This is a genomic window from Pantoea sp. DY-17 (genome assembly GCF_019795975.1).
GTDB classification, from domain to species: domain Bacteria; phylum Pseudomonadota; class Gammaproteobacteria; order Enterobacterales; family Enterobacteriaceae; genus Pantoea; species Pantoea leporis.
Genome location: NZ_JAIMIG010000001.1, coordinates 551,735 through 567,100, shown reverse-complemented (window position 1 = coordinate 567,100; position 15,366 = coordinate 551,735). Strand labels below are relative to the sequence as shown.

Sequence of the window (15,366 nt, the reverse complement as noted above, 5' to 3'; positions counted from 1 at the left end):
TCCGACGTCAAAGGGCTGGAATATGCTGGAGGTGATGGCGGCGCAAAGCTTAGCGCCAGATCAAACTTTCAGGCCAGCGAGAGCCGCTGGCCGGTCGGAGATTACCCCTGCATAGCGAGACGAACCCGCTCAAGGTCTTCCGGCGTATCCACCCCAACACTTGGGATAGTTTTTGCCACCGCGACGTGAATCTTTTCACCGTACCACAGCACGCGCAGCTGTTCGAGCAACTCAATGTGCTCCAGCGGGCAAGGTTCCCACGCAATGTAGCGACGGATGAAACCGGCGCGATAGGCGTAGATACCAATGTGGCGGAGCAGCGTGTCGCCAATCTGCTCGCGCGAACGCGCATAACGCTCGCGATCCCAGGGAATGGTGGCGCGTGAGAAGTAGAGCGCATAACCTTTGGCGTCCATCACCACTTTCACCGCGTTCGGGTTAAAGGCTTCTTCTGCATCGGTGATCGGCACCGCCAGCGTCGCCATCCCGGCTTCAGATTGCGCCAGATTACCTGCCACCTGACGTACAATCTCCGCCGGGATCATCGGCTCGTCGCCCTGCACGTTAACGATGATGGTGTCGTCGGCAAACTGATACTTTTCGATCACTTCGGCCAAACGCTCAGTTCCGGACTGATGATCGACCCGCGTCATGCACACTTCGCCGCCGGCCGCCGTTACCGCCGCAGCCACATCCGGATGATCGGTGGCGACAATTACGCGATCGGCACCCGATTCACGGGCGCGTTGCATAACGTGTAGCACCATCGGTTTACCCTGAATATCCACTAGCGGTTTGCCGGGCAGACGGGTTGAAGCATAACGCGCAGGAATAATGGCAACAAAACTCATGGATGGATCTCTTCAACAGACAGCGTACGCGCTTCCACTTCCAGCAGCACTGGAATACCGTCACGTACCGGGTAAGCCAGGCCATCCGGTTTACAGATCAGCTCTTGCTGCTCTTTGTTGAAATAGAGTTTTCCGTTGCATACCGGGCAAGCAACGATTTCGAGTAAACGGTGATCCATAATCTTCTCCATTCAGGACCGATTCAGACGGGTAGCATAGCATAATAGCGTGCGCGTGAATGACGCACTCAAGCCGGACAAATGGCAGCTTTATTCACCAATCGACCAGCGATTTGACCAGGCAGCCAGCAGTTCTGCCGGCGCATTTTCGATAATCACTTGGTTGGCGCCTTGCCACGCGGCGAAGCGATTAATGGCTTTTTGGACGTCATTAAGGAAAGCGTTACTGATGCGTGTGCCCTCTTCCAGCCAGAATGCACGAATCACTAATTGCTGCGCCTGACGCTCCATTTTGGCATCAATGCGCGCTTTCAATAATCCGCGATGCAGGACCGGCAGGACAAAATAACCATATTTGCGCTTTTCCGCAGGCGTATAGCACTCAATGCGGTAATCAAAATTAAACAGCTCCAGCGCGCGACGACGATCCCAAACCACTGGTTCAAAGGGTGACAACAGCGCGGTATGCGTGGCAGAGAGTGGCTTTTCCAGCAGCGGCAATAATGCGTGGTGTAACCACATTTCGCCCAGTTGCTCGACCTCAACACGCACAATTTCTCCGCGCGCAGCCGCATCCTCAAGCCATGACTTGAGCGGTGCGCGTTTGAGCCGGTAATAATCGGCTAACCAACTGCCACGGAAAATGCCGAGACTGCATGCGCTGTGACTCAGCATCTGTAACACCGCTTCGTCTTCACTTAACGCATGCTGTTCATCAATCCAGTCCGGCATCACGCGGCTGTGCAGATCGTAAACCCGCTGGAAGTTGCGCCGCTCCACCACCATCAACTGACCCGCGCTGAACAAATTCTCCAGATGACGCTTATGCGGCTTCCACGCCCACCAGCCCGGTTTGGTCTGTTTATCATTACTGAAATCGGCTGCTCGCACTGGGCCGTTGACGGAGATGTGTTGCAGTAGGTCAGTGATTTCCTGTTGATGTTCCTCAACCCATCGTTGGTTGTACTTCCAGCCCAGTCGCTGCGGTTCCAGCATGCGGTGGCGCAGCAACGGGTAATCTTCGAAAGGAATAAAACAGGCTTCATGAGCCCAATATTCAAATAATGCGCCCGAGGCCAGCGCCTCTTCCAGCCAGTTGGTCTGATACGCGCCAAGGCGGCTAAACAGCACCAGATAAGGACTGCGTGCCACCACATTGATGGTATCAATTTGCAGCAAAGACATCTGACGCACAGTCGCGTGTATATCAGCAAAGCGCGCACGTCGGCCTAAAGGACGTAACAGTCCCTGAGCAGCCAGATGCAGATGACGAGCAGTTTGCAACGAGAGGGAAGCGACGAGGTTCATAACTCCATTCCCTTTTTGGTGGTTAGCGCGAACGGGCGTCGCGCGCGGTAGTGCAGAGATGGGTGATATCGTCTAACAAGGTTGTCACCGCCGCGCCTTGCAGATGCGCATCAACTGGCAAATACCACCAGTTTGGGCGAGCAAAACTACGGCATTTTACCGCATCTTTTTCCGTCATCAGCAAGCACTGATCTGCCTGAGTCAGACGCCGCAATTCGTCTTCGCTGTAAGCATGGTGATCGGCGAAGGCAATTTCAGCCACTGGCTTGATGCCTTGCTGCTTAAGCGTGTTGAAGAAGCGCGGCGGATGACCTATGCCGGCCATCGCGACAATTTCCGGCAATTGCGCTAACGCCACGCTTGCACCGTTGATCAGGTTGACCGCCAGACCGGGCTGCAATGACATCGCAATTTCGCCCGCCTGCGCATCGCCGCCGTTAACGATCACCGCATCTACGGTGCTAAGTCGTGAGGCGCGTTCACGCATCGGCCCGGCCGGTAACCACCAGCCATTGCCAAAACGACGCATCCCATCCACCACCACGATTTCGCGATCGCGCTGCAGCGCATAATGCTGCAGGCCATCATCGGTGATAATCACATCCAGATCGTGCGCAGCGAGCAAGCCTTCTACCGCCAGACGCCGCCGTGGCGCAACGGCGACCGGCACTTGCGTGCGTTGAGCGATCAGCACAGGTTCATCGCCGGCCTGCGCCGTGGGCGTTTCAGCGGTAACCAGCAGCGGATAACGTTCAGCTTTTCCGCCGTAACCCCGCGACACCACGCCAGCACGTACTCCACGTTGTTGCAGCGCCTGCACCAACCAAATCACTACGGGCGTTTTACCATTCCCACCTGCGGTGAGGTTCCCCACCACAATCACAGGGCAAGGCGCGCGCCAACTTTTTCGCCAACCGCGCTGGAAGCTGAGGCGAATCAATAGGGTGATCGCCCCATAAAGCAGACTCAGCGGCCATAGCAGCAGCCATAACGGCGAACGCCCGCTCCAGATGCGTTCGATCATTGACCGAACTGCAGTTTGTGAAGCTGCGCATAGGCGCCCTTCTGTTCAAGCAGCACGCTGTGAGTACCGCGTTCGACAATGCGACCATCTTCAACTACGACGATCTCATCGGCTTTCTCAATGGTCGACAGACGGTGCGCAATCACCAGTGAGGTGCGATTTTTCTGCAGCTCATCAAGTGCGGCCTGAATCGCCCGCTCAGATTCGGTATCGAGCGCTGATGTGGCTTCATCGAGAATCAAAATCGGGCAGTCGCGTAGTAACGCACGCGCAATCGCAATACGCTGACGCTGACCACCGGAAAGCAGCACGCCATTCTCACCTATCACGGTATCAAGGCCATTATCCATCTTCTGGATGAAGTCCATTGCATGCGCCATGGTCGCAGCCTGCTCGATTTGCTCGCGCGTGTATTGACCATTACGGGCATAAGAAATGTTGTTGGCGACGGTGTCGTTGAAGAGATGAACGTTCTGGGAAACCAATGCCACTTGATTACGCAGTGAACGCAGGGTGTATTCGCGCAGATCATGGCCATCCAGCAGAATTTCACCGCTATCAATGTCGTAGAAGCGCGTCAGCAAGCTGGCCATAGTGGATTTACCAGAGCCAGAACGGCCGACCAGTGCAACGGTTTTACCGGCAGGCAGCGACAGGTTGATATCACGCAGCGCAGGAATTTCACGGCCTGGATAGGTAAAGGTCACGTTGCGGAATTCCACATCACCCTTAGCACGATCCATTTCACGCTTGCCGTTATCCACTTCCTGCTCACTGTCAAGAATCGAGAACAGCGTCTGACAAGCCGCCATACCGCGCTGGAACTGTGCATTCACGTTGGTCAGTGACTTGAGCGGACGCATCAAGGCGATCATGGATGAGAAGACCACGGTGATGGTACCGGCTGTCAGCGTTTCCATCACGCTTGGGAAACTGGCGGCATAAAGCACAAATGCCAGTGCCAGCGAGGCAATCAACTGGATTACCGGATCAGAGATTGAAGATGCTGACACCAGTTTCATGCCTTGTTGGCGCATTCTGTTACTGACCTGAGAAAAACGCTTGGCCTCCACTTCCTGGCCACCAAAGATCAGCACTTCTTTATGCCCTTTTAGCATCTGTTCGGCGCTGGTGGTGACCTGTCCCATGGTGTTCTGCATGTTCTTACTGATGCTGCGGAAACGTTTGGAAACAGTACGAATAGCAAAGGAGACGATCGGTGCCAGCACAATGAGAATCAAAGACAGCTGCCAGCTGTAATAGAACATCATGATGAACAGGCCAATGATTGAGGCCCCTTCACGCACCACCGTAACCAGTGCACTGGAAGAGGAAGAGGCCACCTGTTCAGAATCGTAGGTGATGCGTGACAGCAGCGTCCCCGTTGATTGCTGATCAAAGAAGGTTACCGGCATGCCCATCATATGGCCGAACAGGCGGCGACGCATGTTCATGACAACGTTGCCGGACACCCATGAGATGCAGTAACTGGAGATATAGCTGGTCACGCCACGTACCAGCATCAGGCCAATTACCACTAGCGGCATCCACAGCATTACGGATCTGTCTGCTTTACCGAAGCCATCATCCAGTAAAGGTTTCAACAGAGAGAGCATCAGGGTATCGCCTGCCGCATTGAGTATCAGCGCCACCGCTGACACATACAGGCCAGCCTTGTGGGGCGCAATCATCGGCCAGAGTCGACGGAATGTCTGCCACGTTGAGAGATCTTTATCTTGATGCATTATTTATTCACGCTGTTTGAAATAGCCGCTCATTCTACCTGGAATCGCGTTTGACGCCAAACCACTGATGGTACCATCGAGGCATTATTTGCTCTCTTAAGCCCTTAATTTGCCAATGACCTTGTCTGATACCCACATGAATCTGACCCGATTGTGCCGTGTCGTACCACATATAGCCTTGCTGACGATAGCGTTGCACCACGGCTGGCGCAGGCATACGCCAGGCGTTATACCGCGCCACCGAAGCAAATGCTGCTTTCCCAGCAACATTACGTAACAGTAATGCGCCTGATGAAGTCCGACTACCATGGTGCGGAACCTGCAAAATTGTCGCGTTCAGAGCCTCTTTTTCCAGCGCGACAATTTTTCTCTCGGCTTCTAACTCAATATCCCCGGTGAGTAACACGCTGAAGAGCCCGTCATCGACTCGCACCACACAGGAATCGTTATTTTGTCCCTGGGTCTGATTCTCCGGCGGCCACAAAGCGGTAAATTGCAATTTGCCCCACTCCCACCGCTGACCACGGAAGCATGGCAGGTGTCCGTCTTCCGCCAGGGCACTACGAATTGCTACCGCTGGATTAACTTTGAGCAATGAGTGTAGCCCACCACGGTGATCAAGATGCTTGTGGCTTAATATCAAAGAATGGAGGCTTCTGCCGTGATACTGCAACCATGGCAGAATGACGCGCGAACCGGCATCATCCTGTTTCCATCCCGGTCCAACGTCATATAACACCACTTCATTGCCCTGTGTAATGGCAATCGCCAGGCCATGCCCCACATCAATCATGTCGATTTGCCAGTCATCACGCTGTGAAGCGCTGCGCCAAAGGATGATTGCGAGTATCAGGCTAAAGCACGGCATCACACTGCGATAAATCAGCTTGCTGCGCCAGAGAACTAATCCTACCCACAGCAGCACGATAGCAGGTAACGTATCGCTCCATGCCCACCAGCCAGCGGGTAACCACTGCAGCAGGAGCATGACCTGGCTTATGGAAAGATCCGCCAGAGACCATAATCCCGTTGAAATCAGCGGCACTGGCAATAGCATTGCCAGCAATATTAGTGGCACCGTGACAAAAGACACAACCGGCACCGCGATCAGATTTGCTAATAACGCACTCAGGCTTATTCCCTGAAACAGGAAGATTTGTAGTGGAGCCATGAGGATCATCATTCCTAACTGCAGATGTAGCAATTGCAATAACAGCCATCGACGCTTTGCGCGAAAGCGATGTGTTAATGGAAACCATTGATACCAGGTAATCAGCATCGCGACCGCCAGTGCCGACAACCAAAAGCTTTCTGACAGCACAGTTAATGGATCTAGTACCAGCAAAGCGCCGATACATAACGTCCAGACTTGCCAGCCACTGAGCTGCCAACCGGCGCTGCGCATCCCTATCCATAATATGAGCGCGATCATCGCGCGCTGGGCCGGTGCATGACTGCCAGAAACCCACGTGTAAGTCGCTGCGGTCATAACACTAACCAGCAGCGGAAATAAATGACCAATCAAATGACCCGGCAAAATTACCTGGATAGCACGCGCCAACAGCCATCCAACGCTGGCAGCTAATGCAATATGCATTCCCGAGATTGCCATCAAGTGGGCAGTACCTGTTTCCCGCAGCAACTGTCGCTGTTCTTCAGTCATGTTGGTACGTATACCAAACGCTAAAGCCTGCATAATTGCCGGTTGTTTGAGCGTATCGAATGCGGGTAGATGATGATTAATTAAACGCGTCCGCCAGTTGCAAGTTAGCGAATCCACCTGCTGACTGATGATGCGCCCTTGCAGCGGCGTGTGATTAGACAAGGCAAAGCGCTGCAGATCGAACTCGCCTTGATTTAATCTGCCGTGGACGGCACGCAGTCGCAGTTTCATCTGCCAGCGCTGACCGGCACAGTACGGCTGCTCCATCGAATCATTATTGAGCGTGACAAAGAGAGGTGGAAACTGATAACGCTGACCTACACGCAAGATTTGCACGGTTAATTGCTGCTTCTGTTCACGAACTTCAGTCACACGTACAGTGGCTTCAATTGAGGCGGCAGTCAGATCCCCAATGGCACTGACCATCTGGCGGGCTTCAGTCAATGTCCAGGCCACCATTAAGAGAGCAATTCCTGCAAGCCGTAGCAACGTGATTGGCATCAACCCAAGCGCCACAGCGAATACAACCATGATGACTATTCCGTTGGCAGCGGGTATGTGCGGCAATATGCCCAACGGCAATGCCGAGGCAATCATCAATCTGGCCAGAACAATCCAGTTCATATGCATTATTACTCTCCCTCATTGGCGGAAGAGTGTGCCGAGAAAAGCAGGGATTGACTTCATTGAAAAGAGAGTGTGTCGCGATGGATTCCGAGACTTTTGCAGAGATTACATTGATGAGACTTCATTTTGGAAAGCAGATCTCAATTCCGCATACTCTAAGCAAAAAAAAACGACACCCTAGAGTGTCGTTTTTATCGTTCGGTAGCGGCTTAGCCGTAGATGTTCGCACGGTCACGCAATTCTTTGCCCGGCTTAAAGTGGGGAACGTATTTACCTTCCAGATCCACTTTGTCGCCCGTTTTCGGGTTACGCCCCGTACGCGGTGCACGGTAATGCAAAGAAAAGCTGCCGAATCCCCGGATTTCAATGCGCTCGCCCTGGGCCAACGTAGTGGCCATGTGCTCAAGCATCTCTTTGACCGCATCCTCAACGACTTTCGCCGGAATATGAGTATGCTGGCCAGCAAGTCTCTCAATTAGTTCTGACTTGGTCATGTAACCTCCGGTTAATCCTTATTTGGAAAGGTATGACAGCTTTTACCGAAACCGGACGATTTTCATCGTCCGGTGCCTTAGGTCGATTACTCGCCTTTAGCCGCTTTGAACGCTTCAGCCATCGCGCTAGAGAAGTTGCTGCCTTCATCCTGTTTGGTGTTAACAGTGTTGATAGCTTCTTTCTCATCAGCCTGGTCTTTAGCACGAACAGACAGGCTCACAACGCGGTTCTTGCGGTCAACGCCGGTGAATTTAGCTTCAACGTCGTCGCCAACACTCAGAACCAGAGTTGCGTCTTCGATGCGGTCCAGAGAAGCTTCAGAAGCGCGCAGGTAACCCTCTACGCCGTCAGCTAATTCTACTGTAGCACCTTTCGCGTCAACTGCAGTGACTTTACCAGTCACGATAGCGCCTTTCTTGTTCAGGGTGATGTAGTTGTTGAATGGATCTTCAGCCAACTGCTTCACGCCCAGAGAGATGCGCTCGCGCTCTGCATCAACCTGCAGTACAACGGCAGCGATTTCGTCGCCTTTTTTGTACTCACGAACGGCTTCTTCGCCAGTCGCGTTCCAGGAGATGTCAGACAGGTGAACCAGACCGTCGATGCCACCGTCCAGGCCGATGAAGATACCGAAGTCAGTGATTGACTTGATTTTACCTTCAACGCGATCGCCTTTGTTGTGGGTCTCAGCGAACAGCTGCCATGGGTTAGATTTGCACTGCTTCAGACCCAGGGAGATACGACGACGCTCTTCATCGATGTCCAGAACCATTACTTCAACCACATCGCCTACGTTTACAACTTTAGACGGGTGGATGTTTTTGTTGGTCCAGTCCATTTCTGAAACGTGTACCAGACCTTCAACGCCTTCTTCGATTTCTACGAAGCAGCCGTAATCAGTCAGGTTGGTTACACGACCAGTCAGGCGAGTGCCTTCTGGATAGCGCTTAGCGATAGCAACCCAAGGATCTTCGCCCAGCTGTTTCAGGCCCAGAGATACACGGGTACGCTCGCGGTCGAACTTCAGCACTTTAACAGTGATTTCGTCGCCCACGTTGACGATTTCGCTCGGATGCTTAACGCGTTTCCAAGCCATATCGGTAATGTGCAGCAGGCCATCAACGCCGCCCAGATCCACGAATGCACCGTAGTCAGTGAGGTTCTTAACGATACCTTTAACTTCCATGCCTTCCTGCAGGTTTTCCAGCAGCTGATCGCGCTCAGCGCTGTTCTCAGATTCGATAACTGCACGGCGTGAAACCACGACGTTGTTACGTTTCTGATCAAGCTTGATTACTTTGAATTCAAGCTCTTTGCCTTCCAGGTGCAGAGTATCGCGAACCGGACGAACGTCTACCAGTGAACCTGGCAGGAACGCACGAATACCGTTCAGCTCAACTGTGAAGCCACCTTTAACTTTGCCGTTGATAACACCGGTAACAGTTTCAGCGTCTTCGTAAGCTTTTTCCAGCGTGATCCAAGCTTCGTGACGTTTAGCTTTCTCACGGGACAGCAGGGTTTCACCGAAGCCGTCTTCTACTGCGTCCAGCGCAACGTCAACTTCGTCGCCTACCTGGATTTCCAGTTCGCCGGCTGCGTTCTTGAACTGCTCTGCAGGAATTGCAGATTCAGATTTCAGACCCGCATCAACCAGAACTACGTCTTTGTCGATAGAGACAACAACGCCACGAACGATGGAACCCGGACGGGTTTCGATTTCTTTCAGGGACTCTTCAAAGAGTTGAGCAAAAGATTCAGTCATATTGATAATCTTAGGATTCTTCAATTTAACGTCCACCTGACTTCATTGTCGGATGGGGTTGTTTCACATGCCCTGCACCGGGTCCTTGGTACAGGGTTACAGCAATTCGGTTGCCGAAAGATTAAATGCCCAACTTACGCTTAGCATAATCAAGCGCCTTTTCAATCACTTGCTCAATCGACATACTGGTTGAATCCAGTACCAGAGCATCTGTGGCAGGCACTAAAGGGGCGATGGCACGATTACGATCGCGGTCGTCGCGTTCCCTTATCTCGGATAAAAGGCGATCAAAGTTAACATTAAAGCCTTTCTCCTGCAACTGTAGCATACGGCGATGCGCACGCTCTTCCGAGCTGGCGTCGAGGAATATTTTCACTGGCGCATCAGGGAAAACCACGGTTCCCATATCGCGTCCATCAGCGATTAAACCGGGCTCTTCGCGGAATGCACGTTGGCGTCGAAGCAATGCCTCACGCACCCGCGGGAAAGCGGCAACGCGCGATGCGGTGTTGCTGACTTCTTGCGTGCGGATTTCACCGGTGACATCTTCACCTTCAAGAACCACCTGCATTTCACCGTCAACCGATAGAAAACGCACATCAAGATGCGCAGCCATCGGTACTAATGCTTCCTCGGACTCAATATCCACCTGATGGTGAAGTGCGGCCAATGCTAAAACGCGATAAATAGCGCCAGAATCCAGTAAGTGCCACTGCAACGACTCCGCCATCGCTTTACATAAAGTCCCTTTACCCGCGCCACTTGGCCCATCGATGGTAATAACCGGGGCGATTGCCGTCATTGTTCTCTCCTGTTGCTGCGTGCTTATTGTCAGCCCTTCCAGGCCGCCTGGATTGCGCGGCATTATACGCTGCCTGCGTCGGGTTAGTTACCCTTTAGCGTAGACAGCGCTAGAAATATAGACAGATTCAGAACAATTTCCGCCTGATAAGGCCAGAAGAGAGCAAAGAAACCCGGCGCAGTGCACCGGGTTAAACGATCAGGAAGTATGACTGATTTTCGCCAACTGCTGGAAATAGCTCGGGAAGGTTTTCGCAGTGCAGCCTGGATCAAGGATGGTTACCGGCGTATCCGACAGAGCCACCAGTGCGAAGCACATTGCCATACGGTGATCGTTGTAAGTACCGATGTCCGCATGTTGCAACTGAGCCGGCGGTGTGACACGAATAAAGTCTTGCCCTTCTTCTACTTCCGCCCCCACTTTGCGTAACTCAGTCGCCATCGCAGCAAGACGGTCGGTCTCTTTTACGCGCCAGTTATAGATGTTGCGCATCAACGTGGTGCCTTGAGCGAAAAGTGCAGTAGTTGCAATTGTCATTGCCGCATCGGGAATATGGTTCATATCCATATCGATTGCCGTCAGCGATCCGCGTGTGCAAGAGATATAGTCATCTCCCCACTCAATCACTGCGCCCATCTTTTCCAGCACATCAGCAAAACGGATGTCGCCCTGCACGCTGTTGCGGCCAATACCGGTTACACGTACGGTACCCCCTTTAATGGCAGCGGCAGCGAGGAAGTATGATGCAGAAGACGCATCACCTTCCACCAGATAATCGCCCGGAGACTGGTACTGTTGCTGCCCTTTAACCACAAAACGCTGATAGTCCTGATTATCAACATCCACACCAAAGCAGCGCATCAGGTGCAAGGTGATATCAATGTAAGGCTTAGAAACCAGATCGCCTTTTATGGTGATGATGGTGTCTTGCTGCGCCAGTGGCGCGGTCATTAGCAATGCCGTGAGGAACTGGCTGGATACACTGCCATCGACGCTGACTTCCCCACCAACAAAACCACCATTAAGACGCACTGGCGGATAATCGGTCTGTTCGAGATAGTCAATCTTTGCTCCGCCCTGACGCAGTGCATCAACCAGATGACCAATCGGACGCTCTTTCATGCGTGGCTCGCCAGTCAGAACGATTGACTGCTCGCCCAAACAGAGCGCGGCAGCCAAAGGTCGCATCGCTGTACCTGCGTTACCGAGAAACAGCTCAAGCGGTTTTCCAGCATGTAAAGGGCCCGCGTTACCTACTACTTCGCATACGGTGCGATCGTCTGAGAGCGTATAGCTGACACCCAGCGCTTTGAGGGCATTCAGCATGTGCTTAACGTCATCGCTATCAAGCAAGTTAGTCAGGCGGGTGGTGCCCTTTGCCAGCGCGGCCAGCAAGAGTGCGCGGTTCGAGACGCTTTTTGAACCCGGTAAGTTTACCGTGCCGTCAACGCGAGCAATCGGTTGTAGAGTCAGGGAGTCCTGCATGTGAAACCAAATCTCCAGAAAATACGAGACCCCATCGAGTGACGGGGTCTGATACCAGACAAGCTGGCATGAAAAAGCAATTAGCCGTGGCGACGTTCGAAGTCGACCATGAACTCAGTGAGCGTTTTAACCCCTTCCAGCGGCATCGCATTGTAGATCGATGCACGCATACCGCCAACCACGCGATGGCCTTTCAACGCGTGCAGCCCAGCCTTGAGAGACTCTTCCAGGAACACTTTGTCCAATGAGGAATCGGCTAACTGGAATGGCACGTTCATACGTGAACGGTTTTCGCTTGCGACATCGTTACGATAAAATGCGCTGTTATCAATCACACCGTAGAGTAAGTCGGCTTTTGCCTGATTCAGCTTGTCCATCTCGGCCACGCCGCCCTTCTCTTTCAGCCATTTGAATACCAGGCCAGAGAGATACCATGCGAAAGTCGGCGGAGTGTTAAACATCGATTCATTTTCGGCCAACACCTTGTAATCAAGGATAGAAGGCACATAACGTTGTGCTTTGCCTAGCAGATCTTCGCGCACAACCACTAAGGTTAAGCCCGCCGGGCCGATATTTTTTTGCGCGCCAGCGTAGATCACGCCATAGCGACTTACATCGATTGGACGAGACAGAATAGTAGAAGAGAGATCGGCAACTACGACTTTATCGCCAAAATCCGGCTCTTCATCGATAGCAATGCCATCAATCGTTTCGTTCGGGCAGAAATGGACATAAGCCGCATCATCATTTAACTGCCATTCACGCATTGGTAATAAAGCACGCTTACCATCACGCGTAGTTTTAATATCAATGGTATTTGGCGAGCAGAATTTCTCGGCTTCTTTAATTGCGCTGTGAGCCCAGTAACCGCCGTCAATATAATCCGCGTTTTTTGCATCACCCAGCAAGTTGCCGGGAATGGCCGCGAACTGCGCACGCGCACCGCCATGGCAGAATAAAACTTTGTAGTTGGCTGGGATCTTCAGCAGATCGCGAAAATCTTGTTCTGCCGCTTCTGCAACAGCAATAAACTCTTTACTGCGGTGACTGATCTCCATCACCGAGGTGCCTAATCCGTGCCAGTTTGTCAGTTCTTGTTCTGCGCGACGGAGCACTTCTACCGGCAGCATAGCCGGGCCAGAGCTAAAATTATAAACCTGAGTCATTTCCCCTCACCACTGTCATATCGAACGGTTATGAATACCCAACCGGTTTTATCATTGCCTCCAGATGGCTGCAATCATTAATCCGGCAGCGATCACATTTCCAGAGCCAGCTTCACCGCAGCTTATGTCATAAATGCATTAAGCCATGGAATTTTGTGAGGTTGTTCCAGAAAGAAAAATCGGCAAGCGGAATGCCGTAACAACCTTAACCAGTCTGAGATAAATTTGGCTGACTGAATAGCGAAGCACGCATAAAACCCGTATTATTGCGCGCTTTACGCCCACCCCATTGACTTAAGAGAGCGCCACCATGACGCAAACGTTTATCCCCGGAAAAGACGCCGCACTGGAAGATTCCATTGCTCGCTTTCAGCAGAAACTGCAAGACCTTGGTTTCAACATTGAAGAAGCTTCCTGGCTGAATCCGGTGCCACACGTCTGGTCAGTACACATTCGCGATCGCGACTGCCCGCTGTGCTTTACAAATGGCAAAGGTGCTAGCAAAAAAGCCGCTCTGGCTTCAGCGCTGGGCGAATATTTTGAGCGCCTCTCTACTAACTATTTCTTCGCCGATTTCTGGTTGGGTGAATCCATCGCTAATGGTGATTTTGTTCACTATCCGAATGAAAAATGGTTCCCGCTCACTGAGGACGACAGCCTGCCAGAAGGCATTTTGGATGCGCGCCTGCGCAAGTTCTATGATCCTGATGAGAGCCTGGGTGCTTCTGAGCTGATTGATCTGCAATCCGGCAATGACGAGCGTGGAATTTGTGGCCTGCCATTTACCCGTCAATCTGACCAGCAAACAGTGTATATCCCGATGAACATCATCGGTAATCTGTACGTTTCGAATGGTATGTCTGCCGGTAACACCGCGAACGAAGCGCGTGTACAGGGTCTTTCTGAAGTGTTTGAGCGTCATATTAAGAATCGCATCATCGCCGAATCCATCAGCCTGCCAGAAATTCCAGCAGAGGTGATGCAGCGTTATCCTGGCGTAATTGAAGCAATTGAACGTCTGGAAGCAGAAGGTTTCCCAATCTTCTCATACGATGCGTCACTCGGCGGCAAATACCCGGTTATCTGCGTTGTGCTGTTCAATCCAGCAAATGGTACCTGCTTCGCTTCGTTTGGCGCACATCCGGACTTTGGCGTCGCACTTGAGCGAACCGTTACTGAACTGCTGCAGGGCCGTGGTCTGAAAGATCTCGACGTGTTCACACCGCCGACGTTCGATGATGAAGAGGTAGCGGAACACGCTAACCTGGAAACGCATTTCATCGATTCAAGCGGCCTGATTTCATGGGATATGTTTAAAGACGATGCCGATTATCCTTTCGTCGACTGGAGCTTTGCGGGTACCACTCACGAAGAGTTTGATACGCTAATGGCGATCTTCCGTGCGGAAGATAAAGAAGTCTATATCGCTGACTATGAACATCTGAGTGTTTACGCTTGCCGCATTATCGTGCCGGGCATGTCTGATATTTATCCAGCAGAAGATCTGCTGCTGGCAAATAACAGCATGGGCGCACCACTGCGCAAAACCCTACTGGCGCTGCCAGACAGCCAATGGGAACCCGAAGCCTATCTCGAGCTGATTGTGCAACTGGATGAGGAAGGTCATGATGACTTTACTCGCGTGCGCGAGCTGCTGGGTCTGGCATCAGGCAAAGACAATGGCTGGTACACGCTGCGTATCGGCGAGCTGAAAGCCATGCTGGCGCTGGCCGGCGGCGACTTGGATCAGGCTCTGATCTGGACTGAATGGACGATGGAGTTTAATCAGTCCATCTTTAGTGAAGAGCGCGCAAACTACTACCGCTGTCTGCAAACCTTGCTGCTGCTGGCAATGGAAGAGGAACGCGATCCGCTACAATATCATCGCGCCTTTATTCGTATGTACGGCCAGGCTGCTGTTGAGGCTGCTTCAGCGGCAATCAGTGGCGAAGCGCCCTTCTATGGATTGCAAGCGGTCGATCTGGATCTGAAAGCTTTCCCTGCGCATCAATCATTACTCGCTGCCTATGAAAAGCTGCAGACAGCTAAACGTCGTTATTGGTCACAAAAATAGCCTTAACGCTTAAATTTCCATTTATAGAAATTAGGGTATTGGTCAATGGCACTGAAAAAATCAGTGCCATTTTTTTATATTGATCATACAAAGAGATTTAAGTGCATTAATAAATAACAATTCAGCTTTAATCGTTAATGATATTTAACAAAATCTAGTCTTGCCCGCAGCCACCTTCAACTTAT

General features: G+C 52.1%; 12 protein-coding genes. 1 reads left to right on the top strand and 11 read right to left on the bottom strand.

Translation table 11 applies throughout. The features are described 5' to 3' along the window. Positions 1 to 101 precede the first annotated feature (101 nt). The 11 genes from kdsB to serC all read right to left on the bottom strand — a co-directional run bounded on the left by kdsB (position 102) and on the right by serC (position 13,107). A complete protein-coding gene (gene kdsB / locus K5Y33_RS02710; protein WP_222233208.1) occupies positions 102 to 851 on the bottom strand; it encodes a 3-deoxy-manno-octulosonate cytidylyltransferase in 750 nt (249 codons plus the stop codon). Then, positions 848 to 1,030 (bottom strand): Trm112 family protein, encoded by a 183-nt coding sequence (locus tag K5Y33_RS02705; RefSeq protein ID WP_007887424.1) that lies wholly within the window; start codon positions 1,028 to 1,030, stop codon positions 848 to 850. The genes kdsB and K5Y33_RS02705 overlap by 4 nt, the downstream gene beginning before the upstream one ends. 90 nt (positions 1,031 to 1,120) lie before the next feature. Beyond that, positions 1,121 to 2,338, bottom strand: a complete 1,218-nt coding sequence (locus K5Y33_RS02700) for a winged helix-turn-helix domain-containing protein (protein WP_222233207.1) — start codon at positions 2,336 to 2,338, stop codon at positions 1,121 to 1,123. Between the two features lie 22 nt (positions 2,339 to 2,360). After that, positions 2,361 to 3,362 carry a tetraacyldisaccharide 4'-kinase gene (lpxK, locus tag K5Y33_RS02695; RefSeq protein ID WP_110865845.1) on the bottom strand — a complete coding sequence of 334 codons (1,002 nt, stop codon included), beginning with the start codon at positions 3,360 to 3,362 and terminating at the stop codon, positions 2,361 to 2,363. After that, complete coding sequence (gene msbA / locus K5Y33_RS02690; protein WP_101760956.1) at positions 3,359 to 5,107, bottom strand: lipid A ABC transporter ATP-binding protein/permease MsbA; 1,749 nt, start codon at positions 5,105 to 5,107, stop codon at positions 3,359 to 3,361. Before msbA ends, lpxK begins: the two co-directional genes overlap by 4 nt. A 34-nt stretch (positions 5,108 to 5,141) precedes the next feature. Beyond that, on the bottom strand, positions 5,142 to 7,400 hold the full coding sequence (locus K5Y33_RS02685; protein ID WP_222233206.1) for a DNA internalization-related competence protein ComEC/Rec2: 2,259 nt from the start codon (positions 7,398 to 7,400) through the stop codon (positions 5,142 to 5,144). A gap of 206 nt (positions 7,401 to 7,606) precedes the next feature. Then, positions 7,607 to 7,891, bottom strand: a complete 285-nt coding sequence (ihfB, locus tag K5Y33_RS02680) for an integration host factor subunit beta (RefSeq protein WP_003849360.1) — start codon at positions 7,889 to 7,891, stop codon at positions 7,607 to 7,609. 86 nt (positions 7,892 to 7,977) lie between these two features. Continuing rightward, on the bottom strand, positions 7,978 to 9,654 hold the full coding sequence (gene rpsA, locus K5Y33_RS02675) for a 30S ribosomal protein S1 (protein WP_052025984.1): 1,677 nt from the start codon (positions 9,652 to 9,654) through the stop codon (positions 7,978 to 7,980). A 121-nt stretch (positions 9,655 to 9,775) separates the two neighbouring features. Beyond that, positions 9,776 to 10,456, bottom strand: coding sequence for a (d)CMP kinase (cmk, locus tag K5Y33_RS02670; RefSeq protein ID WP_192234411.1), 681 nt, complete (start codon positions 10,454 to 10,456; stop codon positions 9,776 to 9,778). Positions 10,457 to 10,654: 198 nt separating this feature from the next. After that, entirely contained in the window at positions 10,655 to 11,941 is a 1,287-nt protein-coding gene (aroA, locus tag K5Y33_RS02665) for a 3-phosphoshikimate 1-carboxyvinyltransferase (RefSeq protein WP_222233205.1), read from the bottom strand. A gap of 80 nt (positions 11,942 to 12,021) precedes the next feature. After that, a complete protein-coding gene (gene serC / locus K5Y33_RS02660) occupies positions 12,022 to 13,107 on the bottom strand; it encodes a 3-phosphoserine/phosphohydroxythreonine transaminase (protein WP_192413866.1) in 1,086 nt (361 codons plus the stop codon). 310 nt (positions 13,108 to 13,417) lie between these two features. Here serC and ycaO point away from each other — a divergent pair, with 310 nt between their 5' ends. Beyond that, the gene (gene ycaO / locus K5Y33_RS02655; RefSeq protein ID WP_101760960.1) at positions 13,418 to 15,181 is read left to right on the top strand and encodes a 30S ribosomal protein S12 methylthiotransferase accessory factor YcaO; all 1,764 of its coding nucleotides are present in this window, start codon (positions 13,418 to 13,420) and stop codon (positions 15,179 to 15,181) included. The last annotated feature ends 185 nt before the right edge of the window (positions 15,182 to 15,366 follow it).

Bases quoted from the DNA above. Each gene is read 5' to 3' on its own strand.
- kdsB (WP_222233208.1), bottom strand. From the start codon at position 851: ATGAGTTTTGTTGCCATTATTCCTGCGCGTTATGCTTCAACCCGTCTG.
- K5Y33_RS02685 (WP_222233206.1), bottom strand. From the start codon at position 7,400: ATGCATATGAACTGGATTGTTCTGGCCAGATTGATGATTGCCTCGGCA.
- serC (WP_192413866.1), bottom strand. From the start codon at position 13,107: ATGACTCAGGTTTATAATTTTAGCTCTGGCCCGGCTATGCTGCCGGTA.
- msbA (WP_101760956.1), bottom strand. From the start codon at position 5,107: ATGCATCAAGATAAAGATCTCTCAACGTGGCAGACATTCCGTCGACTC.
- lpxK (WP_110865845.1), bottom strand. From the start codon at position 3,362: ATGATCGAACGCATCTGGAGCGGGCGTTCGCCGTTATGGCTGCTGCTA.
- K5Y33_RS02700 (WP_222233207.1), bottom strand. From the start codon at position 2,338: ATGAACCTCGTCGCTTCCCTCTCGTTGCAAACTGCTCGTCATCTGCAT.
- cmk (WP_192234411.1), bottom strand. From the start codon at position 10,456: ATGACGGCAATCGCCCCGGTTATTACCATCGATGGGCCAAGTGGCGCG.
- K5Y33_RS02705 (WP_007887424.1), bottom strand. From the start codon at position 1,030: ATGGATCACCGTTTACTCGAAATCGTTGCTTGCCCGGTATGCAACGGA.
- aroA (WP_222233205.1), bottom strand. From the start codon at position 11,941: ATGCAGGACTCCCTGACTCTACAACCGATTGCTCGCGTTGACGGCACG.
- ihfB (WP_003849360.1), bottom strand. From the start codon at position 7,891: ATGACCAAGTCAGAACTAATTGAGAGACTTGCTGGCCAGCATACTCAT.
- rpsA (WP_052025984.1), bottom strand. From the start codon at position 9,654: ATGACTGAATCTTTTGCTCAACTCTTTGAAGAGTCCCTGAAAGAAATC.
- ycaO (WP_101760960.1), top strand. From the start codon at position 13,418: ATGACGCAAACGTTTATCCCCGGAAAAGACGCCGCACTGGAAGATTCC.